This window comes from Ralstonia soli, assembly GCF_023955655.1.
GTDB lineage: Bacteria > Pseudomonadota > Gammaproteobacteria > Burkholderiales > Burkholderiaceae > Ralstonia > Ralstonia soli.
On record NZ_JAMXHT010000005.1, the window covers coordinates 473,981 to 500,160 of the forward strand.

20 protein-coding genes and 1 riboswitch are annotated in these 26,180 nt (G+C 65.4%); of the genes, 9 read left to right on the top strand and 11 right to left on the bottom strand.

Features of this window, described 5'->3' with window-relative positions; translation table 11 throughout:
* Nucleotides 1-113 precede the first annotated feature (113 nt).
* The gene (locus tag NG900_RS15325) at nt 114-878 is read left to right on the top strand and encodes a fumarylacetoacetate hydrolase family protein (protein WP_252681892.1); all 765 of its coding nucleotides are present in this window, start codon (nt 114-116) and stop codon (nt 876-878) included.
* 23 nt (nt 879-901) lie between these two features.
* On the opposite strand, the gene NG900_RS15330 is transcribed toward NG900_RS15325, so the two are convergent.
* Complete coding sequence (locus NG900_RS15330) at nt 902-1,048, bottom strand: hypothetical protein (RefSeq protein WP_252681894.1); 147 nt, start codon at nt 1,046-1,048, stop codon at nt 902-904.
* Between the two features lie 176 nt (nt 1,049-1,224).
* On the bottom strand, nt 1,225-2,247 hold the full coding sequence (locus NG900_RS15335; protein WP_252681897.1) for a helix-turn-helix domain-containing protein: 1,023 nt from the start codon (nt 2,245-2,247) through the stop codon (nt 1,225-1,227).
* A gap of 214 nt (nt 2,248-2,461) precedes the next feature.
* Here NG900_RS15335 and eat point away from each other — a divergent pair, with 214 nt between their 5' ends.
* The 4 genes from eat to eutC all read left to right on the top strand — a co-directional run bounded on the left by eat (nt 2,462) and on the right by eutC (nt 7,608).
* Nucleotides 2,462-3,853: an ethanolamine permease gene (gene eat / locus NG900_RS15340; RefSeq protein ID WP_252681899.1), complete on the top strand. Its 1,392-nt coding sequence runs from the start codon at nt 2,462-2,464 to the stop codon at nt 3,851-3,853.
* A gap of 97 nt (nt 3,854-3,950) precedes the next feature.
* Nucleotides 3,951-5,261 (top strand): HAD family hydrolase, encoded by a 1,311-nt coding sequence (locus tag NG900_RS15345; RefSeq protein ID WP_252682175.1) that lies wholly within the window; start codon nt 3,951-3,953, stop codon nt 5,259-5,261.
* Nucleotides 5,262-5,319: 58 nt separating this feature from the next.
* Nucleotides 5,320-6,726, top strand: a complete 1,407-nt coding sequence (locus NG900_RS15350; RefSeq protein ID WP_252681901.1) for an ethanolamine ammonia-lyase subunit EutB — start codon at nt 5,320-5,322, stop codon at nt 6,724-6,726.
* 3 nt (nt 6,727-6,729) lie between these two features.
* The gene (gene eutC, locus NG900_RS15355; RefSeq protein WP_252681903.1) at nt 6,730-7,608 is read left to right on the top strand and encodes an ethanolamine ammonia-lyase subunit EutC; all 879 of its coding nucleotides are present in this window, start codon (nt 6,730-6,732) and stop codon (nt 7,606-7,608) included.
* 128 nt (nt 7,609-7,736) lie between these two features.
* Here the strand turns inward: eutC and NG900_RS15360 are convergent, their stop codons facing one another.
* From NG900_RS15360 to NG900_RS15380, 5 genes are all read right to left on the bottom strand, one after another.
* Nucleotides 7,737-8,300, bottom strand: coding sequence for an acyloxyacyl hydrolase (locus NG900_RS15360; RefSeq protein ID WP_252681905.1), 564 nt, complete (start codon nt 8,298-8,300; stop codon nt 7,737-7,739).
* Nucleotides 8,301-8,604: 304 nt separating this feature from the next.
* Complete coding sequence (locus NG900_RS15365; RefSeq protein ID WP_252681907.1) at nt 8,605-10,110, bottom strand: efflux transporter outer membrane subunit; 1,506 nt, start codon at nt 10,108-10,110, stop codon at nt 8,605-8,607.
* 2 nt (nt 10,111-10,112) lie between these two features.
* Nucleotides 10,113-13,214, bottom strand: a complete 3,102-nt coding sequence (locus NG900_RS15370; RefSeq protein ID WP_252681909.1) for a multidrug efflux RND transporter permease subunit — start codon at nt 13,212-13,214, stop codon at nt 10,113-10,115.
* Nucleotides 13,211-16,345, bottom strand: a complete 3,135-nt coding sequence (locus tag NG900_RS15375) for an MdtB/MuxB family multidrug efflux RND transporter permease subunit (protein ID WP_252681911.1) — start codon at nt 16,343-16,345, stop codon at nt 13,211-13,213. Before NG900_RS15375 ends, NG900_RS15370 begins: the two co-directional genes overlap by 4 nt.
* A 56-nt stretch (nt 16,346-16,401) precedes the next feature.
* Complete coding sequence (locus tag NG900_RS15380) at nt 16,402-17,793, bottom strand: MdtA/MuxA family multidrug efflux RND transporter periplasmic adaptor subunit (protein ID WP_252681913.1); 1,392 nt, start codon at nt 17,791-17,793, stop codon at nt 16,402-16,404.
* A gap of 254 nt (nt 17,794-18,047) precedes the next feature.
* Here NG900_RS15380 and NG900_RS15385 point away from each other — a divergent pair, with 254 nt between their 5' ends.
* The 3 genes from NG900_RS15385 to NG900_RS15395 all read left to right on the top strand — a co-directional run bounded on the left by NG900_RS15385 (nt 18,048) and on the right by NG900_RS15395 (nt 20,596).
* Nucleotides 18,048-18,779, top strand: coding sequence for a response regulator (locus NG900_RS15385; RefSeq protein ID WP_252681915.1), 732 nt, complete (start codon nt 18,048-18,050; stop codon nt 18,777-18,779).
* Nucleotides 18,763-20,049, top strand: coding sequence for an ATP-binding protein (locus tag NG900_RS15390; RefSeq protein ID WP_252681917.1), 1,287 nt, complete (start codon nt 18,763-18,765; stop codon nt 20,047-20,049). Before NG900_RS15385 ends, NG900_RS15390 begins: the two co-directional genes overlap by 17 nt.
* A 100-nt stretch (nt 20,050-20,149) precedes the next feature.
* Complete coding sequence (locus tag NG900_RS15395) at nt 20,150-20,596, top strand: putative hemolysin (protein WP_252681919.1); 447 nt, start codon at nt 20,150-20,152, stop codon at nt 20,594-20,596.
* A gap of 122 nt (nt 20,597-20,718) precedes the next feature.
* Here NG900_RS15395 and NG900_RS15400 read toward each other — a convergent pair whose 3' ends face one another.
* Nucleotides 20,719-22,386, bottom strand: a complete 1,668-nt coding sequence (locus NG900_RS15400) for a glycosyltransferase family 39 protein (protein WP_252681922.1) — start codon at nt 22,384-22,386, stop codon at nt 20,719-20,721.
* 238 nt (nt 22,387-22,624) lie between these two features.
* Nucleotides 22,625-22,787, top strand: a riboswitch (FMN riboswitch).
* Between the two features lie 131 nt (nt 22,788-22,918).
* Here NG900_RS15400 and ribB point away from each other — a divergent pair.
* Nucleotides 22,919-23,644: a 3,4-dihydroxy-2-butanone-4-phosphate synthase gene (gene ribB, locus NG900_RS15405; protein WP_252681924.1), complete on the top strand. Its 726-nt coding sequence runs from the start codon at nt 22,919-22,921 to the stop codon at nt 23,642-23,644.
* 31 nt (nt 23,645-23,675) lie between these two features.
* On the opposite strand, the gene NG900_RS15410 is transcribed toward ribB, so the two are convergent.
* The 3 genes from NG900_RS15410 to NG900_RS15420 form a co-directional block, all read right to left on the bottom strand.
* On the bottom strand, nt 23,676-24,302 hold the full coding sequence (locus tag NG900_RS15410; RefSeq protein ID WP_252681926.1) for a bifunctional 4-hydroxy-2-oxoglutarate aldolase/2-dehydro-3-deoxy-phosphogluconate aldolase: 627 nt from the start codon (nt 24,300-24,302) through the stop codon (nt 23,676-23,678).
* 33 nt (nt 24,303-24,335) lie between these two features.
* Nucleotides 24,336-25,688, bottom strand: a complete 1,353-nt coding sequence (locus tag NG900_RS15415; protein WP_252681928.1) for a GntT/GntP/DsdX family permease — start codon at nt 25,686-25,688, stop codon at nt 24,336-24,338.
* A gap of 83 nt (nt 25,689-25,771) precedes the next feature.
* Complete coding sequence (locus NG900_RS15420) at nt 25,772-26,158, bottom strand: RidA family protein (RefSeq protein WP_024978601.1); 387 nt, start codon at nt 26,156-26,158, stop codon at nt 25,772-25,774.
* Nucleotides 26,159-26,180 lie beyond the last annotated feature (22 nt).

Here is a 26,180-nt window from a genome sequence, read left to right on the forward strand (position 1 = left end):
CCTCTTGGTTCACCATAACAAGCCGCAGTCGACCGTCCGTAGGGCGGTCGACATTGCGCCTGCTTTGACTCTGATTGCATCATCCCAACCCGTTTTCAAGGAGCCGTATCCGCATGAGCGCGAACCCGATTGAATCGGTAGCACAGGCGTTGATCCGCGCACGGCGCGAGCATGCATGCGCCGACGCGCAAGCCTTTGCCGACACGCTCGTCACGCAGGAAGACGCCTATGCCGTGCAGGCGGCTGTTGCCAAGCAACTGGGCTGGCAGGCGCCGGGCGTCAGTTACTGGAAATCCGGCGGGCCGTCGCGGCAAGCCACGCCAACCCACGCGGAACTGCCACTCGCCGGCGTGTGGAGCAGCCCGGCGCACGCGCAGGATTGGCTCTTCACGTGGCGGGGCATCGAAGCCGAGATCGCGCTGCGGCTCGGTGATTCCGTCGATGCCGCACAGGCGGCTGCGCTGGATGGCCCTGGGGCAACGGCGCTCGTCGACGCGATGGCGGTGTCCATCGAGGTGGTCGATTCGCGCTGGCAGCAATACGTCGATGCGCCCAACCTGCTCAAGCTTGCCGATCTGCAATCGCACGGCGCGCTCGTGCTTGGCGCCTGGTGCCCGTTTGAAGCGCGGGATTGGGATGCACAATCCTGCCGCGTCACGATCGGGGGTGAGCGCATCGAGCGCCGCGGAACCCATGCACTGGGCGACCCCGCCTACGGACTCGTCGCCTGGCTCAGGCACGCAACGCGTGGTGGCCGCCGTATTGAAGCGGGCAGTGTGGTCACGACCGGCACGTGGGTGGGGATTCTCCCCGCGTCAGCCGGTGACCTTGTGACCGTGGAGTTTGAAGGCATCGGACATGCATCGATCCAGTTCTGAGCTGCCGTAGGCTCGCGCCACAGCTAGCCCGGTGCGCCATCCCAGCGCAGCAGCGCATCCCGGAATAACGCGGCCAGTTGCGTTGCCGCGAGCGACAGCGGATTGTCGCGCAGCGTGACGATGCCCAGCGTCAGCGGTGGTAACGGGAGTTCGTGCCTCGCGGCCAACATCGTGGTGACGGTGATCCTGAACCAGCTGCTTGCGCAGAAGGAGTTGCGCAGCGCTCTGGCGCCCTAGGCGCTGTGGGGTTGGCGGCTTCGCTTTCGGATTTTTCCAGGCGGAGCCGCGACGAGAAGCGGCGAGCGCTGGGCAGCAGAAAAGACAAAGGGCCGGCAAGTTTCTGGCGTCAGCAGCGCATCCTCGCCCGTACTGCGGCTGAAGGCGTTTCACCGAAGAGCTTCTTGTAGTCGCAGGAGAACTGGCTGAAGTTGACGAAGCCCCAGGCCGCCGCAATGTCGCCGATGGCTCGCCTGCCGTTGCCTTCGCATAGCGCGCGCCGCACGCCGTTCAGGCGCAGCGCGCGCAGGTACGCCATGGGGCTGATGCCCAGCACATCTTCGAAGCAGTATTGCAGCGTGCGTCGGCTGACATGTACGGCTTCGCACAGCATCGGCACAGTGACCGGGCATTGCTGCTGTGCCATCGCATACTCACACGCGTCGTTGACGATGCGGACCCGGCGCTGGAAGTTGGCGCTGGCCTCGGCTTCGATCTCGCTGCTGTCCAGCAGCGCCAGCAGCGACACCAGCACCGCTTCCTGGCGCAACTGCAGCGCCGCGTTGCCCGGGATGTCCTGCATGTCGCCGGCCAACTGCAGCAGGTCGCCGATATGGCGGCGGCAGGTGTCCAATGCATCGTGTTCGACATTCAGCAATTCGGCCTGGCCGAGTTTGCTCCAATCCACTTCGCAACCCAGACGGGTGGCGGTAGCCAACAGCGCGTCGCGCTGCACAACGATGCCGTAGATCTGGTGCCGGTCGGGCGTGACCAGTTCGAACTCGCCGCCACCCGGACGCGTCATCACCGCATCGGCGCCCACTTGGCGACCGTTGATGCGCATGCCCGCCGCGTAGGCTTCGATGCCGAACCAGAGTGCGTCGGACCATACCCGGCAGGACTGGCGGATGGCGCGGCTGGTGCTTTCACGGAAGATCTGCACGCCCGCGCTCTGCCATTCGTCCAGCACGCCTTCAAAGGCGCCGCAGGCAATCTGGTCGTAGCGCTGCTCCCAGTTGGTCAGGTTGTGGGCGTGTTCATCAACATCGTGCGCGACGACGGTGCGCAGTGCCCGTTTTGTGTGCGGCTGTGCCAGGTTTGCGCGCGCGGGGGAGCGGGCTGTTGCGGTTTGGAGCAGTTGGGCCTCGGACATGTGAGTGACTCCCGGTGATGCGCTGCGGCTGGGCCCATGACAGGTTTGCCGAATTTCAATAACGCCGCCAAGACCACGGTGCTTATATTTGTGCCGATGGCGCGGCGCTTGTCTCTTCTCATGCAAGCGCTATGCCCGCAGGCTTTGAACCTGCGTTCAGGCCATCAGCGCCGCAGCGTGCGGCACATGCATATCGCGCCAATAGGAGAGCCCCATGGATGCCAGCTCATCCGGCCATGACCACGTCTTGAAGCCGGTTTTGAATACCCTGCAGCTTTGGGGAATCGCAGTGGGCCTGGTGATTTCGGGCGAATACTTCGGCTGGAGTTACGGCTGGGCCAGCGCCGGTACGCTCGGCTTCACGGTCACCGCGTTGTTCATCGCGGCGATGTACACCACGTTCATCTTCAGCTTCACGGAACTGACGACCTCCATTCCGCATGCAGGCGGCCCGTTCGCCTACAGCAAGCGCGCGTTCGGCCCGGTGGGCGGCTATCTCGCCGGCGCGGCCACGCTGATCGAGTTCGTGTTTGCGCCCCCGGCGATTGCGCTGGCCATCGGCGCCTACCTCAACGTGCAGTTTCCCGCCCTCGATCTCAAACTGGCCGCGCTGGGCGCCTACCTGGTGTTCATGACGCTCAACATTGTTGGCGTGCAGATCGCCGCCACGTTCGAGCTGTGCGTGACACTGCTGGCGATCTTCGAGCTGCTGGTGTTCATGGGTGTGGTCTCGCCCGGCTTCTCGCTGGCGAATTTCACCAAGGGCGGCTGGTCGGGCAGCGACAGCTTCAGCCTGGCGGCGGTGCCCGGCATGTTCGCCGCGATCCCGTTCGCGATCTGGTTCTTTCTCGCCATCGAAGGTGTGGCGATGGCGGCGGAGGAGGCGAAGGATCCGAAGCGGTCGATTCCTGTCGCTTACATCACCGGCATTCTGACGTTGGTCGTGCTGGCCGTCGGCGTGATGCTGTTTGCCGGCGGCGCGGGCGACTGGACCAAACTGTCCAACATCAACGACCCGCTGCCGCAGGCCATGAAGCTGATCGTCGGCGCCAATAGCAACTGGCTCCACATGCTGGTGTGGCTGGGTCTGTTCGGGCTGGTGGCGTCCTTTCACGGCATCATCCTCGGCTACTCGCGCCAGATCTTCGCCCTGGCCCGGGAAGGCTATCTGCCGACGTATTTTGCTCGGGTCCATCCGCGTTTCAAGACGCCACACCGCGCCATCATTGCCGGCGGCATTGTCGGTATCGCCGCCATCTACAGCGACGAGCTGATCACCATCGGCGGCCAGACGCTGACGGCCAACATCGTCACCATGTCGGTGTTCGGCGCCATTCTGATGTACATCCTCTCGATGCTGAGCCTGTTCAAGCTGCGCCGTGCCGAGGCCGGTCTGGCGCGTCCGTTCCGTGCGCCGCTGTACCCGTACTTCCCGGCCTTCGCGCTGTTCGGGGCGTTGGTGTGCATGGCCACGATGATCTACTACAACCCGCTGATCTTCGGCATCTTCCTGGCCTTGCTGGCGCTGGGTTATGCCTGGTTCCTGGCGACCGCGCGCCGCCGCGCCGAGAGCGATGCGGCGGTGGGCGCGGTCTCCGGCCGCTGAATGGTTTCTTTCCCAACTGACGCAATCCACCCACGCAACGAGAGCGATCATCATGAACAACAGCGACAAGATGCCTGCCGTGCAGGACATTCACGACATGCCGCAAGCCGGTGCCGGTGGAGTGGCGCGCCGGGGCTTTCTGGGCGGGCTGCTCGCGGCCGCAGCCGGTGGTGCGCTGGCACCCGCAATGGGCCATGCCGCCGCAAAGAACGCGACCGTCGATACAGCCATCGGCCTGGACCGTGCCAAGTGGGCGCCGCGCAATCACCAGATGGTGGCGCAGATGATCGCCGCGCATGGCAACACAGCGCCTGGCTACAAGGCGGGCAAGCGCCCCTACGCCGTGTTCGACTGGGACAACACCAGCATCATGAACGACTGCGAGGAGGCGTTGTTGATGTATCAGATCAACACGCTGTCCTTCAAGCTCACGCCGCCCGAGTTCTCCGCCATCATCCGCCAGAACGTGCCGCCGGGCCCGTTCAGCAAGGACTTCAAGAACGCCGCCGGCAACGTGGTCGACCTTGATTCGATCTGCGCCGACCTGGATGCCGACTACGCCTTCCTGCACGCCAACTACAAGGGCATGGCCGGCAGCAAGCCGCTGGAGCAGATCACCGCCACGGTTGAGTTCCAGGACTTCCGCGCCAAGCTCTACTACCTGTATGAGGCGGTCAACGACACCCACGGCGTGAATGTCGGCTACCCCTGGGTGATCTACTTCTTCGCCAACATGAGCGAGGCTGAGGTCAGCGCGTTGGCCGAGGCCTCGAACGATGCTGCACTGGGCGCGGCGCTGAACAAGGTCAAATACACCAGCCCGGCCGACTGTCCGGGCAAGGCCGGAGTGGTCAGCGTCACACATTTCCATGGCATCCGGCTGTGCACGGAGATCGGTGGCATGATGGATACGCTGCGCAGCAACGGCATCGACGTCTATGTCTGCACCGCGTCACTGGAAGATGTAGTGGCGGTGTTCGCCACCCATCCCAAGTATGGCTACAACGTGACGCGCGAGAACATCATCGGCCTGCGCCTGGAGCGCAACGGCGGGGTCTACCGCAACGCCTACTTGAAGGACTGGCCGCTGACCTGGGGCCCAGGCAAGTCGGTCGCAATCAAGCAGGAACTTGTGGCGAAGAAGGGCTATGGCCCGCTGTTCGTGGCTGGCGACAGCGACGGCGATTACGACATGCTGCGCGACTTCCCAGAGACGCAGTACGGTTTGATCGTCAATCGCATGAAGAGCGGCAAGATCGGCGAGCTGTCCAAACTGGCGGCTGAGCAGATCCCTTCGTCCAAGCCGCGCTTCCTGTTGCAGGGGCGCCAGGAGTCGACCGGCAACTGGTTGCCGGTGGAGACCAGCATCAAGTACGGAAAGACGGCACCGCAATTGCTGACCACCTGAGGGTGCACGGTCCGGCGGCCAGCCTGCCGGACCGCGTTGAAGACGACGGAGAACGAGCATGCCGGGACACAGGTTCAAGCACCGCGTTGGCAGCGCCAGCTACGCTTTTCGCGACCTGAAGGAGCTGATGGCCAAAGCGTCGCCGGCGCGTTCGGGCGACATGCTGGCTGGCGTGGCCGCGGTCAACGCGGAAGAGCGTGCGGTGGCACAGATGGCGCTGGCCGAGTTGCCGCTGAAGACCTTCATCGAGGAGCCGCTGGTTCCCTATGAAGACGACGAGATCACGCGCCTCATCATCGACACCCATGACCGCGCCGCCTTCGCGTCCATCTCGCACCTGACGGTCGGTGACTTTCGCAACTGGCTGCTGGCCGACGATACCGATAGTGCAGTGCTGGCTGCCGTCGCGCCGGGCATCACGCCGGAGATGGCGGCGGCCGTCTCCAAGATCATGCGCAACCAAGACCTGATCCTGGTGGGCAAGAAATGCCGCGTGGTCAGCGCGTTCCGGAACACCATCGGCTTGCCGGGGCGGCTGTCCACGCGATTGCAGCCCAACCACCCGACCGACGACGCCAGCGGCATCGCCGCCAGCATGCTCGATGGCCTTCTGTACGGCAACGGCGATGCGGTCATCGGCATCAATCCGGCCACCGACAACGTGCCGCAGGTGATGAAGCTGGTGAGCATGATGGCCGATGTCATCGCCCGCTACGAGATTCCCACGCAGTCGTGCGTGCTGACCCACGTCACCAATACCATCGCCGCCATCGAGCGCGGCGCACCGGTGGATTTGGTCTTCCAATCCATCGCCGGTACCGAGGCCGCCAACCGCGGCTTCGGCATCGACCTCGCCATTCTGGGTGAGGCGCGCGAGGCGGCGCTGTCGCTCAAGCGTGGCACCGTCGGCGACAACGTCATGTACTTCGAAACGGGCCAGGGCAGCGCACTGTCGGCCAACGCCCACCATGGCATGGACCAGCAGACCTGCGAGGCACGCGCCTACGCGGTGGCGCGGCAGTTCAAGCCCTTGCTGGTGAACACCGTGGTCGGCTTCATTGGCCCCGAATACCTCTACGACGGCAAGCAGATCATCCGCGCCGGGCTGGAAGACCATTTCTGCGCCAAGCTGCTGGGCCTGCCCATGGGCTGCGACGTCTGCTACACCAACCACGCAGAGGCCGACCAGAACGACATGGACGTGTTGCTGACCTTGCTGGGCGTGGCCGGCTGTACCTTCGTCATGGGCATCCCGGGCTCAGACGACATCATGCTCAACTACCAGACCACGTCCTTTCACGATGCGCTGTATGCGCGCCGTGTACTGGGCTCGCGCCCGGCGCCGGAGTTCGAGACGTGGCTGCGCAACATGCAGATCTTCAACACTGTCGGGGGGGAGGGGCAGTTCCGCCTGCATGCCAGCACACCGCCCGGTTTTCGCGACGCGTTGCTGCGGTTGCACTGAGTCATGGACAGGATAAAAAAGCGCGAAAAGGGCGACAAGGCGGGCCGGCCCGGCCAAGCCGCCAACCCGGTGACCGACAATCCGTGGGAGGCGCTGCGCCGCTTTACCGCCGCGCGCATCGCCTTGGGGCGTGCCGGAGTGAGCTTGCCCACGCAGCCGCAACTGGCCTTCCAGCTCGCGCACGCACAGGCGCGCGACGCCGTGCATCTTGCCCTGGATGTTGAGGGTCTGAAGCTGCAGTTGCAGGAGCATGGCATCTGCACGGCGGATGCGGTGATGCAGGTGCACAGCGCCGCGCCAGACCGGCTCACCTACCTGCAGAGGCCCGATCTTGGGCGGCGCCTGTCCGACGAATCGCGCGCGCAGATGCTCGCCGCGCCATTCGCAGCTGCAGCGCAGGCACGCCCCTATGACGTCGCCTTCGTCATCGCAGATGGCCTGTCGTCATTGGCAGTGGGGCAAAACGCGGCGCCTTTTCTCGCCGAGGTCGAGCGGCGCATCGCCCCGGAAGGCTGGAAGATCGCGCCGCCAGTCATCGTGCGCCAGGGGCGCGTGGCGGTGGCCGACGAAGTGGGCGAGCTGCTGGGCGCGAAGCTGGTGGTGATTCTGATCGGTGAGCGTCCCGGCCTGAGCTCGCCCGACAGCATGGGGCTGTATCTGACGTGGATGCCTGCGCGCGGCCTGACCGATGCCAGCCGCAACTGCATCTCGAATGTCCGTCCGCAAGGCTTGCGCTATGAGGAGGCCGCTTACAAGCTGCACTACCTGATGTCCGAGGCGCATCGCCGCGGTTTGTCGGGTGTGGCGCTGAAGGATGAGACGCAGAGCGAAAGCGGGGAGCAGCTCGATCTGCGCGGGAATTTTCTCCTCGGGAACGACTGAGCACGGCGCATCCCGCCGCGGTTCAAGCCCGGTCGTATCGGAGATGGTTGCCGGCGTCGGGCGTGGCTTGGCTCACGTTCTCCAACCAGTCCGGCAATCCAATAAGCCTACACGAGGCGCGCAATGGCTCAGAACGTGTACCGCAGGTACAGCTCGTTCAGATCCGTCCCGGGGTTCGGGCGCTTGATCGACGCGTTCGACAGGTGCTCGAAGCGATAGCCGACCTGGAACTGCTGCTTGCTGCCAAAGGCCACGCCCACGCCGACCATGTCGGAGAATTGGAAGGCAGTGCTGAAGTTGTGCTCATCCGACGTGCGGGTGTGCGACAGCAGGCGCGGCCCGATGCCCACTTCCACGAACGGGACCCACGAGCTGCCGCGCTTTTCAATGCGGAACAGCGGCGTCACGCCGAACTCGGTCAGGTTCTGGCGGTTGGTGCCCTTCGTCGAGCGCCATTGGCCGAGCGCGAGCTCCCAGTCCAGGTTGACGAACCAGCCTTCCGGGTTGCCCCAGTGGTAGCCCGAGTCGAAATCCAGGTCGACGCCGTATTTCTCGATGCCGTGTTTGTTGTCCTTGCCGTAGATGGCGCGCACGGACGGGTCAGCCTGCGCGGGCAGGGCGGCGAACAGCGTGGCGGCGCCCAGGGCGGTGGCCAGCAGCTTGGCGGAGCGGGGAAGCGCGGATCGGGTCATCAGAGCGGAAGCAGAATCAGTTGAGCGGCGCGCGTGCATCACGGCAACAGCATCGGCCAACCACGCGCGCGGCGGAACATGGCGGCAGGCAAACAGACGGTCGGGATGGCACCGGGGCGGCTTGCAGGGCATCGGGTGACGCAATTTACGCGCCTGCCGCTGCGCAGCCTGCCGGGGTGATCGGGGCAGCCTGAAACAAATTCTGACGATTATAGGGTGAACTACCCGACTGCGTGCGCGCTTACGGACAAGGGGATATTGCCGATGGCGAAACGTATTCGGCCATCGGCAACGGAGGAGAAAACTACTGCGCGGCAGGTGCGGACGCCGGCTGCAGCGCGGCCTTGCCGACCACCGGCACCTCGCCGTGCCAGCCGCCGCCGAGCGCCTTGACCAGCAGGACCGCCGCAGAGTACTGCTTGCCCTGCAGCGTGAGCAGCGTGCGTTCGGCGTTGTAGGCGGTAGCCTGTGCGGTGATGACTTCCAGGAAGCTTACCGTGCCGGCGCGGTAGCGGTTCAGGTCGAGTTGTGCGGCCTCTTGCGCAGCCTTCACGGCATCGGCCTGCACTTCAAACTCCTGGCTCTGCCAGCGCACGGCGGCCAAGTTGTCTTCAACGTCCTGGAAGGCACCGAGCACGGTTTGCCGGTACGTGGCCACCGACGCATCGTAGGCGGCGCCGGCCTTATCGACCGCGGCTGCACGGGCGCCACCGTCAAACAGCGTCGCGGCCAGCGTCGGGCCGATCGACCAGACCCGGCTTGGCAGCGTCGCCAGGCGCGAGAGCGTGTTGGCAGCCAGCCCGGCCGACGCCCCCAGCGTGAGCGTCGGGAAGTACGCAGCCTTGGCCACGCCGATCTGCGCATTGGCAGCGGCCATGCGGCGCTCGGCAGCGGCAATGTCGGGGCGGCGCTCCAGCACGGCCGAGGGCACTTGCAGCGGAATGGCGGGCAGGGCCGGCAATTCATCTACGTTCGACGCGCCGGAGGCTGCCAGCGAGAACTCCGACGGCGGCTTGCCGATCAGCACCGCAATCGCGTGTTCCAACTGCGCGCGCGTGACTTCGGTATCCAGCAGCAGCGCTTGCGATTGCCTGAGCTGCGTCTGCGCGGTCAGCACGTCGGAGCGCTGTGCCACGCCCACGGCGTACTGGTTTTGCGTGAGTTTCAGGAAGCGCTCGTAGTTGTCGACGGTGCGCTGCAGTACGGCCTTCTGGGTATCCGTGACACGCAATTGAAAATAATTCTGCGCCAGCGTCGCCTGTGCCGAGAGCAGGGCAGAGGCCAGATCGCCGGCGCTGGCTTGCGCACTGGCCTGGTTGGACTCCACCGATCGGCGGATGCGGCCCCACAGGTCCAGCTCCCAGCTCGCATCGAGCGATAGGTTCTGCGAGTTGAGCAGGCTCGGGTTGCCGGTCGACAGGCTGCCGTCCGGGTTCACCGTGGTGCGCACCGAGCGGCTGCGCGTGGCCGACGCATTGGCACCCAGCGTCGGGAAGAACGCTGCCCGCGCCGATTGCACCAGCGCCTGTGCCTGGCGGTACTGCGCCTCGGCTACCAGGATGTTCTGGTTGGCAGCGGCCACCTGTTCTTCCAGTGCGTTCAACTGCGGGTCGTTGAAGATCTCCCACCACTTGCCGCGGGAGATGGCGTCGTTGGGGTTGGCGACCTTCCAGTCGCCGGCTTCCTTGTATTGCTGCGGCACCGCTGCGTCGGGGCGCTTGTAGTCGGGGCCGACCGCACACGCGGTGACGAGCGCGCATGCAGCCAGCGCGAGCAACGAGGTACGGAGGGCTTGAGTGCCTCTTGTCATGTTCAGCTTCCTTGCGAATCCAATGCGGGCAACGGTGTGTCCTTGGTGCGCCCGGCGCGGCGCAGGCGCAGCCGGTCGAGCGCCAGGTAGACCACCGGCGTGGTGTAGAGCGTGAGGATCTGGCTGACCAGCAATCCACCAACGATTGAAATGCCCAGCGGCGTGCGCAGCTCGGCGCCGTCGCCGCGGCCGAGCGCCAGGGGCAGGGCGCCCAGCAGTGCCGCCATCGTCGTCATCAGGATCGGCCGGAAGCGCAGCACGCAGGCGTGAAAGATCGCATCCGCCGGGCTCATGCCCTGGCTGCGCTCCGCCTCCAGCGCGAAGTCGATCATCATGATCGCGTTCTTCTTGACGATGCCGATCAGCAGGATCACGCCGATCAGCGCGATGATCGAGAAATCCGTATCCGTGATGATCAGCGCCAGCAGCGCGCCCACACCGGCAGACGGCAGCGTCGAAAGAATCGTGATCGGGTGCACGTAGCTCTCGTACAGCACGCCGAGCACGATGTAGATGGTGATGAGCGCGAACAGGATCAGCACCGGCTGGCTGGAGAGCGAATCCTGGAACGCCTTGGCGGTGCCCTGGAAACTGCCGTGCACGGTGGACGGCACGCCAATGCGGTTCATCGTGTCCTGGATGTCCTGCGTGGCGCCCGACAGCGACGCCCCCGGCGCCAGGTTGAACGAGATCGTGCTCGCCGCGAACTGCCCCTGGTGGTTGACCGCCAGCGCTGTGTTGGTCGGCTCGTAGTGCGAGAAGGTCGACAGCGGCACCTGCGCACCCGTGGAGGTGATGAGGTAGATGTCGCGCAGGCCTTCGGGGTTCTGCCAGTACTGCGGCGCGGCTTCCATCACCACGCGATACTGGTTGAGCGGGTTGTAGATGGTCGACACTTGGCGCTGGCCGAACGCGTTGTTCAGCGCGTTGTCGACGTCGCTCGGGTTGATGCCCAGTGACTTGGCCTTGTCGCGGTCGATCACGAGCGAGGTCTGCAGGCCCTTGTCCTGCGCGTCGGTGTTGACGTCCGTCAGCGACTTCACCTGGGTGAGCGCTTGCTTGATCTTCGGATCCCAGGCGCGCAGTTCTTCGAGATTATCGGCCTGCAGCGTGTACTGGTACTGCGCATTGCTGGCGCGGCCGCCCACGCGGATGTCCTGCACTGCTTGCAGGAAGAGGTTGGCCCCCGGCTCACGCGCCAGCTTGCCGCGCAGCCGGTTGATGACTTGATCGGCGGAGAGCTTGCGTTCGGACAGCGGCTTGAGCTGGATGAACATCTGCCCGCTGTTGCGTTGGCTGCCGCCCGTGAAGCCCACCACGTTCTCCACCGCCGGGTCTTGCCGCACGATGGTGATGAAGTCTGTCAGCTTGGTGCGCATCGCCTGGAACGAGATCGCCTGGTCCGCCTGGATGAAGCCGATCACGCGGCCGGTGTCCTGCTGCGGGAAGAATCCTTTGGGCACGATGACGTACAGGTAGCCGTTGAGGACGATCGTCAGGCCCAGGATCAGCAGCGTAAGCCAACTGTGGCGCAGCGCCCAGGCCAGCGAGTAGCGATAGCCATCGAGCAGCCAGGTGAAGAAGCCTTCAGTCTTGCGGTGGAACCAGCCATGCTCGTCTTCGTTGGCGGGCTTCAGCAGCCGCGCGCACATCATCGGCGTGGTGGTGAGCGACACCACCAGCGACACCAGGATCGCCACCGACAGCGTCACCGCAAACTCGCGGAACAGCCGCCCGACGATGCCGCCCATCATCAGCAGCGGAATGAACACGGCAATCAGGGAGAGGCTCATCGACACCACGGTAAAGCCCACCTCGCGCGCGCCCTTGAGCGCCGCCTGCATGGGCCGCATGCCGTTCTCGATATGGCGCGAGACGTTCTCCAGCACCACGATGGCATCGTCGACCACGAAGCCGGTCGCCACCGTCAGCGCCATCAGCGAGAGGTTGTCGAGGCTGTAGCCGCACAGGTACATCACCCCGAACGTGCCGATGAGCGAGACCGGCACCGCCACGCTCGGAATGAGCGTTGCCCGCACGTTGCGCAGGAATAGGAACACCACCATGATCACCAGCGCGATCGACAGCACCAGCGTGCGCTCCACATCCTTGAGCGAGGCGCGGATGGTGGGCGTGCGGTCCATCATCACATCGAGGTTGATCTGCGCGGGAATGGTGTTGCGCAGGTAGGGCAGGGTGTCGTTGATGGCATCGACGGTGCTGATGATGTTGGCGCCCGGCTGCCGGCTGATGATCAGCAGCACCGAGGCCTTGCCATTGGCCGAGCCGTAGTTGCGGATGTCCTGCACGCCGTCCGTCACTTCGGCCACATCGGACAGCCGCACCGGCGATCCATTGCGCCAGGCGACGATGAGCGACTGGTATTCGACGGCCTTCTTGGCCTGGTCGTTGGCGTAGATCGTCCAGACGCGCTCGCCGGATTCCAGCATGCCCTTGGGCTTGTTGGCGTTGGTGGCGGTGATCACGCCCCGCACGGTCTCCATCGAGATGCCGTACTTGTTGAGCGCGGTGGGGTTCAGCTCCACGCGCACCGCCGGCAGCGACGCCCCGCCGATCGTGACCTGCCCCACGCCGGTGACCTGCGACAGCTTCTGCGCAAGGATGGTCGACGCCGCGTCGTAAAGCTCGCCGCGCGACATGGTGTCGGACGTGAGCCCCAGGATCATGATTGGCGCATCGGCCGGATTGACCTTGCGGTATGTCGGATTGCTCGGCAGGCCCGAGGGCAGCAGGCTGCGCGAGGCGTTGATGGCGGCCTGCACGTCACGCGCCGCACCGTCGATGTCGCGCGACAGATCGAACTGCAGTGTGATGCGCGACGAGCCCAGCGAACTGGAGGACGTCATCTCCGTAATGCCCGCGATGCGGCCGAGCGATCGCTCCAGTGGCGTGGCCACGGTGGCGGCCATTGTTTCGGGGCTGGCGCCGGGCAGCGAAGCGCTGACCGAGATGGTCGGAAAATCCACCTGCGGCAGCGGCGACACCGGCAGCAGGCGGAACGCCGCCATGCCTGCCAGCGCCACACCAATGGTCAGCAGCGCCGTGGCAACCGGCCGCGCGATGAAAGTGGCGGACAGGTTCATCGCGGCCCGCCGGATTGATTGGCGCCCGGGGTGCCGTGGCGACGCGCTGCACGGCGCGCACGCCAGTCACGCAGGCGTAGGCCCAAATTGTCGAAGGCCAGATAGATGACCGGCGTGGTGAACAGCGTCAGCACCTGGCTGACCAGCAGGCCGCCCACCATCGTGATCCCCAGCGGTTGGCGCAGCTCGGAGCCGACACCATTGCCCAGCATCAGGGGCAACGCGCCCAGCAGTGCCGCCATGGTCGTCATCAGGATCGGGCGGAAGCGCAGCAGACACGCCTGGTAGATGGCGTCGCGCGGCGTCATGCCTTGCTCGCGCTCGGCCTCCAGCGCGAAGTCGATCATCATGATCGCGTTCTTCTTGACGATACCGATCAGCAGGATGATCCCGATGATGGCGATGATGCCCATGTCTTTGCCCGCAATCAGCAGCGACAGCAGCGCGCCCACCCCCGCCGAGGGCAGCGTCGACAGGATCGTCACCGGGTGGATGGTGCTCTCGTACAGCACGCCCAGCACGATATACATCGTGATGACGGCCGCGAGGATCAGCCACAGCTCGTTGGCGAGCGACGCGCGGAAGGCAAGGGCGGCACCCTGGAAGCTGGTCTGCATGCTCGGCGGCAGGCCGATCTCCTGTTCGGCGGCTTCAATGGCGTCAACGGCGGCGCCCAGCGATGCGCGGGGCGCGAGGTTGAACGAGATCGTGGCCGACGGGAACTGCCCCTGGTGGTTCACCACCAGCGAGCCTGGGCGCTCCACCACCGTGGCAAATGCGCCCAGCGGGATCTGCTGGCCGCCGCTGGATGCCACATGCAGGTCGTACAGCGACTGCGGCCCGAGCTGCATCTTCGGGTCGGTTTCCAGCACCACGCGGTACTGGTTCGACTGCGTGAAGATGGTCGACACCAGGCGCTGGCCGTATGCGCTGTACAGCGCGCTGTCGACGGCGGCCATCGTGATGCCATAGACGGCGGCCTTGTCGCGGTCCACCTGCACATAGGCGCGCAGGCCGTTGTCTTGCAGGTCGCTTGCGACGTCGCGCAGCTCGTGGGTCTGCTGCAGGCGTTCCACCAGCTTCGGCACCCATTTCGACAGGTTGTTCGGGTCCGGGTCTTCCACCGTGAACTGGTACTGCGTGCGGCTGACGCGGTCTTCAATTGTCAGATCCTGCACCGGCTGCATGTACAGCTGGATGCCCGCCACCTTGGCCAGTTGGGGCTGCAGGCGCTGGATGATCTCGGTGGCATTGGCGTCGCGTTCATCCTTCGGCTTCAGGTTGATCAGCATGCGGCCGCTGTTGAGCGTGGTGTTTACGCCGTCCACGCCGATGAACGACGACAGGCTCTCCACCGCCGGGTCTTTGAGCACCACCTCGGCCAGCTTCTGCTGCCGCCCGGCCATGGCCGAGAACGAGATCGATTGCGAGGCATCCGAAATGCCCTGGATCACGCCCGTGTCCTGCACCGGGAAGAAGCCCTTGGGCACCGCCACGTACAGCAGACCCGTCAGCACGAGCGTGCCGATGGCCACCAGCAGCGTGCTCTTCTGGTGGTTGAGCACCCACTGCAGCATGCGGCCATAGCGCGCGATGACGCGGTCGAAGAACGCGCCGGCCGCGTGGTAGAAGCGCGATTGCTCCGCTTCGGGAATGTGCTTGAGCAAACGCGCGCACATCATCGGCGTGAGCGTGAGCGACACGACCGCAGAGATCAAGATCGACACCGCCAGCGTGATCGCAAATTCGCGGAACAGCCGCCCCACCACGTCGCCCATGAACAGCAGCGGAATCAGCACGGCAATGAGCGAGAACGTGAGCGAGATGATGGTGAAGCCGATCTGCTTGGCCCCCTTGAGTGCGGCTTCCATGGGCGGATCGCCGTCTTCGATGTAGCGCGCGATGTTCTCGATCATGACGATGGCGTCGTCCACCACGAAGCCGGTGGCAATGGTCAGCGCCATCAGCGTCAGGTTGTTGATCGAGAAGCCGGCCATGTACATCACGCCGAACGTGCCCACCAACGACAGCGGCACCGCTACCGCCGGAATGATGGTGGCCGGCACGTTGCGCAGGAACAGGAAGATCACCATCACCACCAGCGCCACGGCCAGCATCAGCTCGAACTGCACGTCTGATACCGACGCCCGGATGGTGGTGGTGCGGTCCGTCAGCAGCGACACCTCCACGTTGCCGGGCAGCGTGTCCTTGAGTTGCGGCAGCAGTGCCTTGGCGCGGTTCACCACCTCGATCACGTTGGCACCGGGCTGGCGCTGCACGTTCAGGATGATGGCGGGCGTGGCGTTGGCCCACGCGGCGAGCTTGCTGTTTTCTGCGCCGTCCACGATCTGCGCTACGTCTGTCAGGCGGATGGGCGCGCCGTTCTTGTAGGCGACGATCATCTTGCCGTACTCGGCGGCCGAGCGGAGTTGGTCGTTGGCGTCGATGGTGGAGGCGCGCATCGGGCCGTCGAAGCTGCCCTTGGCGCCGTTCACGTTGGCCGTGCCGATGGCGGTGCGAATGTCGTCGATCGACAACCCGAGCGCCGCCAGCGCCGACGTATTGGCCTGGATGCGCACGGCCGGCCGCTGCCCGCCGCTGATGCTCACCAGGCCGATACCCGGCAACTGCGAAAGCTTCTGCGCGATGCGCGTGTCGACCAGGTCTTCCAGCTTGGGCAACGGCATCGTCTTGGAGGTGATCGCCAGTGTCAGGATCGGTGCATCGGCCGGATTGACCTTGCTGTAGATCGGCGGCATCGGCAGGTCGGTCGGCAGCAGGTTGCCGGCCGCATTGATGGCCGCCTGCACTTCCTGCTCGGCAATGTCGAGCGACAGCGACAGATCGAACTGCAGCGTGATCACCGAGGCGCCGCCCGAGCTGGACGACGTCATCTGCGTCAACCCGGGCATCTGGCCGAACTGCCGCTCCAGCGGCGCGGTGATGGACGACGTCATCACATCCGGATTGGCACCCGGATACAGCGTCGTCACCTGAATGGTCGGGTAATCGACCTCCGGCAGCGCGGAAATCGGGAGCATCCGATACGCCACCAGGCCCGAGAGCAGGATGGCGATCATCAGCAGCGTGGTCGCCACGGGCCGGAGGATAAATATGCGAGAGGGATTCATGCCGGCTCGGAGCAGAAGACTTCGTCAGGCGAGTGCATGCGGTGCAGACTCACGGCTTACGGCTTGGCGGCCGGAGCGCTTGCGGCCGGTGCGGAAGCGCCGCCCTGTCCACGGCGGTGACGGCGACCCTGTTGGCCGTCCTGGCCGGCTGCCGGTGCGCTGGCAGGCGAGGCGCCCGGCTGGATCACTTCCACCGGCGAGCCATCGCGCAGCTTGTCGGCACCGTCGATGACCACGCGCTCGCCCGGCTGCAGGCCTTGCGCCACCGACACGCGCTCACCTTCGGTCACGCCCAGCTTCACCACACGCAGCGCCACCTTGCTGTCTTCGCCCACCACGTAGACGAAGGTGCCTTGCGTGCCGCGCTGAATGGCCGCGCCCGGCACGATCACCACGTCGCGCAGCGTGTCGACACGCATGCGCACGTTCACGAACTGGTTGGGGAACAGCATGGCGTTCTGGTTCGGGAACTGCGCACGCAGCTTGACGGTGCCGGTCGTGTTATCGATGGTGTTGTCCACCGTCATGAGCTGTCCGTGGGCGAGCACCGTGGTCTGTGCGCGGTCCCACGCTTGCACCGGGAGTTTGTCGCCGGATTGCAGGCGCGGCATGACCTTCGGCAGGTTGTCTTCGGGAATCGAGTAGAGGACGGTGATCGGATCCATCTGCGTGATCACGACGATGCCGTTGGTATCCGACGCATGCACGATGTTGCCCGGGTCCACTTGGCGCAAACCAACCCGGCCCGCCACCGGCGCGGTGATGCGCGTATAGGACAGCTGCACGCGGGCGTTATCGACATTGCCCTGGTCCAGCTTGACCGTGCCTTCGTACTGGCGCACCAGCGCGGCCTGCGTATCGACCTGCTGCTTGGAGATCGAATCCTGTGACAGCAGCGTCTGGTAGCGCTGCAGGTCGAGCCTGGCGTTCTGCAGCAGCGCCGTGTCGCGCGCCAACTGGCCTTCGGCCTGCGCAAGCTGCGCCTGGTAGGTGCGCGGGTCGATCTCCGCCAGCAGGTCACCGGCCTTGACGGTCTGGCCTTCGGTAAACGCCAGGCGCACGAGTTGGCCATCGACACGTGTCTTGACGGTCACGTTGTTGACCGGTGTGACATTGCCCAGCGCGGACAGCACCACGTTGATGTCGCCCTTGGCGGCGGTCGCCACCATCACGGGCATCGGCTTGTTGGCCATGGCCGCACCGCGTCCGCCGCTGCGCCCGCCGCCCGTACCGGGCCCGCCGCTGTTGCGGTGCATCGCGTGGTAGACCGCATAGCCGATCAACGCCAGGATGACGATCACCACCCAGATGCCCCAGCGGCGGCGTTTGCTACCTTCACGCGGCGGCGGCAGCAGCGTCGGAGACACTTCATGCGGCGTCTCTTTCCCGTCGTCTGTGCGGCGACCGGCTTCGAATTGGCCGGGGTTCTGGTCCTTGGGATCGGACATATTGGCGTTCCTGTTCTTAGCAATATGGGGACGAGCGCACATGATACCGGGCGCCCATGCCGAGTCAGACCGCAGCTTAAAGGCATCGCCTTTGCGCAGAATTAGTCGCGCGAGGGGTTGTATTACGCCGGATTACAAACCCATTCCCGTGTTACCGCGAGAAACAATATGGCGAGCGTGCGCCGCTTTCGTGAGGGCCGCAGTCGCTATCATGAGCACACCTTTCCGCGTCCACCAGACACTCCACCAGACAGATGAGCGGCACCAAGATCCTGGTCGTCGATGACGACGTCGAACTGCGCGACCTGCTGCGCGAATACTTGACCCAGCAGGGCTTTGCCGTGTCCGTGCTGCACGACGGCGACGGGCTGGCCGCTCGGCTCGAGCGCGAGCGCCCCGCACTGGTGGTGCTCGATCTGATGATGCCCAAGGTGGACGGCCTGTCGGCCCTGCGCGACCTGCGTGCCCGCAACGACGACGTGCCGGTCATCCTGCTCACCGCCCGCAGCGACGAGATCGACCGCATCATCGGCCTGGAGATCGGCGCCGACGACTACCTTGGCAAGCCGTTCTCGCCGCGCGAGCTGCTCGCCCGCATCAATGCCGTGCTGCGCCGCCGCCAGGCGGTGCCGGCCTCCGCACCCGAAGACCGCGACAGCTTCAGCTTCGGCCCGTTCAAGCTCAACTTCCGCATGCGCACGCTGTTTCGCGGTGATCACGCACTGTCCATCAGCGATACCGAATTCGCGCTGCTCAAGCTGCTGATCGCGCATGCCATGCAGGTGCTCACGCGCGAGCACATCGTCGAGTTGATGTACGGCCCGGGCAGCGGCGTGTCCGACCGCGGCATCGACGTGCAGATCTGGCGCCTGCGCCGCGTGCTGGACGAAGACGCCCAGCGCCCACGCTACATCCAGACGGTGCGCGGCCGTGGTTACACCTTCGTGCCGGACGAGCGGGAAGAGGGCCATGAAGTTCAAGACTAGATTCGACACGCTGTTCGGCCGCCTGGCCGTGCTGATCGTGGTGGTGCTGGTGCTGAGCCATTTCTCATGGCTGGGCGTGCTGCGCAGCGAGCGGCGCGAGCGGCAGTTCCAGGCATCGGTCGATCAGATGGCTTTCCAGTTGCAGGCCTTCCAGGCCGTGGTGGACGGCCGCCTGCACGTGACGCTGCCCGACCTCGTGACCGAAACCACGGAGCCGCCCGCCGGCGATGCGCTGTCGGCCTCGGACAAGTCTGCCGAGCTTGCGCGTCAACTCGCGCGCCGCCTGCCGGCCGGCACCGAGGTGCGGCTCGAAGCCGCCGCCACCCCGCGTGTGTTTGTACGCTTTCCGCAGCGCAATAAATGGATCGCCATGCCGCTGGTGTGGGTGCATGCGCCGCCGACCATCTCGGCCGTGGTGCCGGGGGTGATGGTGGTGCTGGCGATTGCCATTGCGTTTTCGCTGTTCGCGGCGTGGCAGATCCAGCGGCCGGTGCGTGCGCTGGCCGATGCGGCCGGCGCCTTGGCCCGGCGCCGCTATGTCGCGCCGCTCAAGGAGCGCGGCCCGTACGAGCTGCGCCAGCTGACCGACCAGTTCAACCACATGGCCGCCGACCTCTCGGCCACCGATGAAGAGCGCAATACCATGCTGGCCGGCATCGCGCACGACTTGAAGACGCCGCTGTCGCGCCTGCGCCTGCGCGCCGAAATGTTGGCCGACCCAAAGGCGGGAGCCGGCATCGAGCGCGATGTCGAATCCATGTCGGCCATCGTCGAACAGTTTCTCGCCTATGCGCAAAGCGGTGACAGCGAGGCGCGCGAGGTGTCGGTCGATCGCCATCTGCGCGGCCTGGTGCAGCCGTTTGCGGAGCAGGGCAAACACGTCGCGCTGGACTTGGACGCGGGGGACCGCTTCCGCCTCAAGCCGACCCACCTGGAGCGCATCGTCGTCAACCTGCTGGACAACGCCTTCGCGTACGGCGCCGAGCCCGTCAACGTGCGCACGGCCGCCGACGAGAGCGGTTATACGTTGACGGTGGAAGACTGCGGAGCGGGCATACCGGCCGGGGATTTCGAGCGCGTCATGCGGCCCTTTGTCCGCCTCGATCCGGCGCGCGGCGGCAATGCGCACTGCGGGCTGGGCCTGGCGATCGTCGATCGGCTGGTGCGGCACCTGGGCGGCGATCTGTCGGTTGGGCCGGCTGCGGCCGATGCGCCGTCGCCGGGGTTCCGCGTGACCATGCGGTTTCCAGTGGCAGCTGCGGCCGCGTGAGACATCGGCGAGCACACGGACAAGCGTTTTCGTAAGCTATCCTAGGCATGGCAAGCACGTTTATTGCGTGGCGTTGCCAGAACTCCCGGGAGGAAAACGCATGGATCGCGCTGTCTGTCTCGTCAAGGATGCTGGTTGGGGTCGCAGGGCCGCCGCCGTTGCCGCCTGTGCGCTGGCGATGGGCCTGGCGGCGTGCTCGTCGCCGATGCCTCCGTGGGAGCTGCCGCGCACGATCATCGAGCCGGCACCGCCGCCGGCTTCCGCTACCATGCTGCCGCCTGCGCCGCTGGCGCAACCGATACCGGCCCCGCCGCGTTCGATCCAGTCCGCCACACCGCCTGCTTACGCCTCTTCCCCCGATGCCGCCACGGAGCCGCCGCAGGCGCGGCCGGGCATGCCGAATCCCGCATCGACGTATTGCCTGCAGCGCGGCGGGCAGCTCGAGTTTTCCACGCGCGCCAACGGCGCCGAAGTCGGGACGTGCGTCAGCCCCGGCGGGGATGAGTGCGAGGAGTGGGCATTCCTGCGTGGCAGTTGCACGTGGTGAGCATTGCGCTCAGCTGGGCGAAAAAAAAGGGCCGCATTTCACGCGGCCCTTTTGCTTGGCGGCATTGCGATTCGGTCGCTGTGCGATGTCCGTGCGAGTGCCTCGGGGGCGGTCTGCCATCCTTATCGCCGCGCCACCACCACCTTGTCTGCGGATTCCGCCACCAGCCGCATCGGCACGCCGGCTGCCTGCAGCTTCTGCCATGTCGTGCGGCGCATGAAGGCGTAGGCCTGCTGCGACCCTTGCTGGCCCTCGGTCCAGCGCTGGATCCATTCGTCAGTGGTGGCCACCACCTTGTTCGGCTCCAGGCCCGCGCCCATTTCGAGCTCATCGAAGCCGGCGACCAGCGTCATCGGGCGGCCGAGGTAGTAGATGGCGGTCTGGTCCAGCCACTCCACCGAGTAGAACGGCGTCTCGGCGGGGATCGGGCCTGTCGCGTTCAACGTTTTCTCGATCACGTCGCGGGCTGATAGCGCATCGCGGAAGATCTCGCTGGCGTTCAGCACCCGATCCCAGCACACCAGGGCGGAGAGCGACAGCACGATCACCGCCAGCGTGCGTCGCTGCCAGCGCAGCGCCAGCAGCGCGATCATCGTGCCGACAGCCAGCATTACCATCACCGTACGCAGTGCGGGCATGGCCACGGCGACCTGCTCGGCCGGCATCTTGGCGCCAGCCTTGGCACCAATGACAGGCACCGCAAACCACAGGCCGATGGCAATCAACAGATTGACGCCCAGCGCCCACGCAACCGCGCGCGTCGGCATCTTCTCCAGCGCAAGCGCCAGTACGATCGCCAGCGCGGGGAAGGCCGGAACGATATAGCCCGGCAGCTTCGAGCTCGATGCCGAGAAGAACAGGAAGATCATCACCGCCCAGGCGATCGACCACCGCATCAGGTCGAACTCACGCGTGCCGGTGAATAGATCCGAGACACGGCTGATGCGACGGCCGATGGCGGTCAACAGCAGTGGCGTCCACGGCAATAGCCCGGCCGCACCCACTGCAATGAAGTACCACCACTTGCCGGTGCGATGGTGCTCGTTGGTCAGGAAACGCTGGAAGTGCTCGTGGATAAAGAAGAAGTTGAAGAACTCCGGATTGCGCTGCTGCACGATCACGAACCACGGCACCGTGGCGATCAGGTACAGCGCCAGGCCCGGTAGCCAGTGCATGCGGCGGATCAGCGCCCAGTCGCGCGTCATCAGCAGATACGCCACGCCGATCAGCCCCGGCACCACCAGCCCGATCAATCCCTTGGTGAGCGTGGCGCCGGCCAGCGCCAGCCACACCACCAGCATCCAGCCCAGACGGCCGCTGCGCGATGCGCCTAGCCGTTGCGCCAGCGCAAAGCCGCACGCGCCTACGGTCAGGAAGAAGCCCACGCCCATGTCCAGCGTGATGACTTGGCCGAACAGCAGGTACAGCAGCGACGAGGCGAGAATGGCGGCACCCGTGGCCGCCGTGCGCCCACCGCGATAGACCGCCAGCGTCCATGCCGTCATCAGGATGCCGCCCAGACCGAACAGCACCGGCCACAGGCGCGCGCCCCAGGCGCTCACGCCAAACGCCTCGAATGTGGCGGCCGTCGTCCAGTACTGCAGGGGCGGCTTCTCGAAGTACTTGAGATCGTTCAGGCGCGGCGTCACCCAATCGCCGGAGACCACCATCTCGCGCGGAATCTCCGCATAGCGGCCCTCATCGGGGCGGAACAGGGTGGAGCGCTGGAACAGGTCGTCCGTCCACAGCGCAAGGAATACGGCGATGAGCGCAACGACGAGCAACGTCATCCAGGGGGAACGACGTCGGGAGAGAGCAATGCGGGATTCCATGCAGTGGTGAACTTCGCGGGCACGGTCGAAAGGCTAGGATTCTAGTCCATGCCGGGTTAGCTCACGGTTAGTGGGCCACGCCGACGCCCGAGAAAGGCTGGCCGCGCGTGCCTCACTTTGTCCGCCTCGTCAGTAGGGTCGAACCATTGCAACGAGTTGCGGTAGGATGGCGCCTGCCGGCAATCCTGCCGGTTCAGTACGTCTTCAGGGCGGGGTGGAATTCCCCACCGGCGGTATGCGGGCAATGTGTGTTGCGCCCGCGAGCCCGCGAGCGCCTCGCATGTGCCTGCATGCAAGGGTCAGCAGATCCGGTGAGATGCCGGGGCCGACGGTCAGAGTCCGGATGGAAGAAGATGTGCGGAACACTCGCTCCCGCTGCTGGGGCGCGCCTGGCCATGTCTTGACGTGCGCCCCGGGTGTGCCGTTGCATGGGCGTGTTTTTCTGCTTGCCCTGGAACGTCTTGTCGCCAATCTCGCGAGGAGCGTTTCCGTGTTGTCCACTCAGCAAACCCCTGCAGTTCACCCGCCCGCATTGCCCGCAAGCAGTGTGATTCTTGACGCCATCGAAGCCCGCTTTGATCCGGCTGACATGCCCGCGCGCATGGCTGCCGCGCTTGATGCGGTGCGGCTTGGCGTGCCCGTCGTCGTGCTCGACGATGCGGACCGCGAGAACGAGGCCGACCTCATCGTCGCCGCTGACAAGCTCACGCAGGCCAGCATGGCGATGCTCATTCGCGAATGCAGCGGCATCGTCTGCCTGTGCCTGACGGCGGAGAAGGCGGCCACACTGGGCCTGCGCCCGATGGTGGAAGACAACCGCAGCCAGTACGGCACGGCGTTCACGGTATCGATCGAAGCGCGCACGGGAGTGAGTACCGGGGTGTCGGCGGCCGATCGCATCACGACCATTCGCGCGGCGATTGCGCCGGATGCGGACACGCAATCGGTCGTGAGCCCCGGGCATGTGTTCCCGCTGGTGGCGAAGGAGGGAGGGGTGCTGACGCGGCGCGGTCATACCGAAGGGTCGGTCGACCTGGCTAGCCTGGCGGGCCTGCCGCCGGCTGCGGTGCTATGCGAACTGATGTTGCCCGACGGCACCATGGCGCGCCGTGACGACGCGGTGCGCTTTGCTGATCAACACAACCTGCCGGTGCTGACCATTGAAGACATCGTCCAGTATCGGGAGCAGATGGAGCGCGCGGTCAGCTTCGTCTGACGAAAAAGCGGCCGCGCGCGAGTGAAGCGATTTACCGCTTGAGCGCGGCCGCTTCCTTGGCCAGCGCCGTGATGCCGGCCCAGTCGCCGGCAGCGACCTTGTCCTTGGGCACCATCCACGAGCCTCCCACGCACACCACGTTGGGCAGGGCCAGGTAGTCGGGTGCGCTTTGCGGCGTGATGCCGCCGGTCGGGCAGAAACGCACGTCGCCGAACGGGCCGTAGATCGACTTGAGCATCGGGATGCCACCCGCCGCTTCGGCCGGGAAGAACTTCAGCGTGGTCAGGCCGAATTCCAGCGCCAGGATCAGCTCCGACGGCGTGGCGATGCCCGGCAGCCATTCCAGGCCGGATTTGGCTTGCGCCGCCGCCAGCGCGGGCGTGATACCGGGCGACACGGCAAACACCGCGCCTGCGTCTTTCGCCTGTTGGAAATGCTCCGGCCGCGTGAGCGTGCCGGCACCGACGATGGCATCGCTGCCGAGGTCCTTCACCACCGCGCGGATCACATCCAGCGCCACGGGCGTGCGCATCGTGATCTCGAACGTGCGGATACCGCCCTCGTACAGCGCGCGGCACACCTTGACGCCTTCATCGACGGATTGGAACTGCAGCACCGGGATGACCGGGCCGGCCTTGACGACGGAATCGATACCCACAACGTTCTCCTAGATCAGTGTTGACAGAACAACTTAAACGACGAGCGACAGCGCCAGGGTCAGCAGCAGCGCCACGATGGAGATGATGGTTTCCAGCACCGTCCACGTCTTGAAGGTTTCTGGCACGGTCAGGTTGAAGTATTCCTTCACCAGCCAGAAGCCGCCGTCGTTCACGTGCGAGAGGATCAGCGAGCCGGCACCGGTGGCGAGCACCATCAGCTCCGGCCGGACGGCCGCGCCCGACGCCGCAGCGATGGGGGCGACGATGCCGCAGGCGGTGGTCATGGCCACGGTGGCCGAACCGGTCGCAATGCGGATCATCACGGCCACCACCCAGCCCAGCAGCAGCGGCGACAGGTGCGCATCCGTGGCCACACCCACGATGGCCTTCGACACGCCGGAGTCACGCAGGATCTGGCCGAAGCCACCGCCTGCGCCCACCACCAGCGTGATCGTGGCGATTGGCGCCAGGCACTCGTTGGTGAACTTGAGGATGGTCTCGCGGTTGAAGCCGCGTGCCTTGCCGAAGGTGTAGAAGCTCACCAGCGCAGCGATCAGCAGCGCCATCACCGAGTTGCCGGCCAGCTTCAGGATGTCATTGGCGAGCGTCTTGGGTGTCGCGATCAGATCGGCCCAGCTGCCGATCAGCATCAGCACCACCGGCAGCAGGATCGTGAACAGCGTCACGCCAAAGGCCGGCAGTTCGCGCGTCTGATCGGCTTCAACGAATTGCGCGGCCAGGGGGTTGTCCTCAACCGGCTTGACGTAGCGCGAGATCAACATCGCAAACAGCGGACCAGCCAGGATGGCCGTCGGCACGCCGACGATCAGGGCGTACATGATGGTCTTGCCGATGTCCGCCTGGTAGGCCGTCACGGCCAGCAGCGCGGCCGGGTGCGGCGGGATCAGGCCGTGCACCACCGACAGGCCCGCCACCATCGGCAGGCCGACCATCAGGATCGGTGTGCCCGTGCGCTTGGCCACGTTGAAGGCAATCGGGATCAGCAGCACGAAACCGACTTCAAAAAACACCGGCAAGCCGATGATGAAGGCAATCACCATCATTGCCCAGTGCGCGTTCTTCTCGCCAAAAGCGTTGATGAGCGTTTTGGCGATGCGCTCCGCGCCGCCTGATTCGGCCATCATCTTGCCGAGCATCGTACCCAGGCCTACCACCAGCGCAATGTGGCCAAGCGTGTTGCCCACGCCGGTTTCGAACGCCTTGACGATGCCGGCCATCGGCATGCCCACCACCACGCCCAGCGCCAGCGAGACGACGATCAGCGTAACGAACGGGTTCAGTTTCTGGACGGCGATCAGGTAGATCAGCGCGACCACCGCCAATGCGGCGGTTAGCAATAGCGAGTTGCCTTGCATCGGGACCATCGGGTTTTCTCCTCAGTGGGTCTTCACGGCTCTTGTTGTCGTAGACGCCCCGTTGTGCAGGGCGCCTCGTCTTGAAATACGGATTACGGCTTCTTGTAGGCCACGCAATCGACTTCGACCTTGCAGTCGATCACCATGCTCGACACCACGCACGCGCGTGCAGGCGGGTTGGCGCCGAAGTATTCCTTGAACACCTTGTTGAACGACTGGAAGTCGCGCGGATCATCCAGCCACACGCCGCAGCGCACAACGTGCTCGGGGCCGTAGCCCGCTTCGGCCAGGATGGCCAGCACGTTCTTGATGGTCTGGTGCGACTGTTCGACGATGCCGCTGCCGACCACCTCGCCGTTCACCATGGGCGTCTGGCCCGAGACGAACAGCCAGCCATCCGCGCCGGCCGCGCGGGCAAAGGGGAGATGCTGGCCACCGGTGCCGGTGCCGCCTTCAACGCCAATTCGGGTAATCGTCATCGTTACGTTCCTTCTTTCAAAC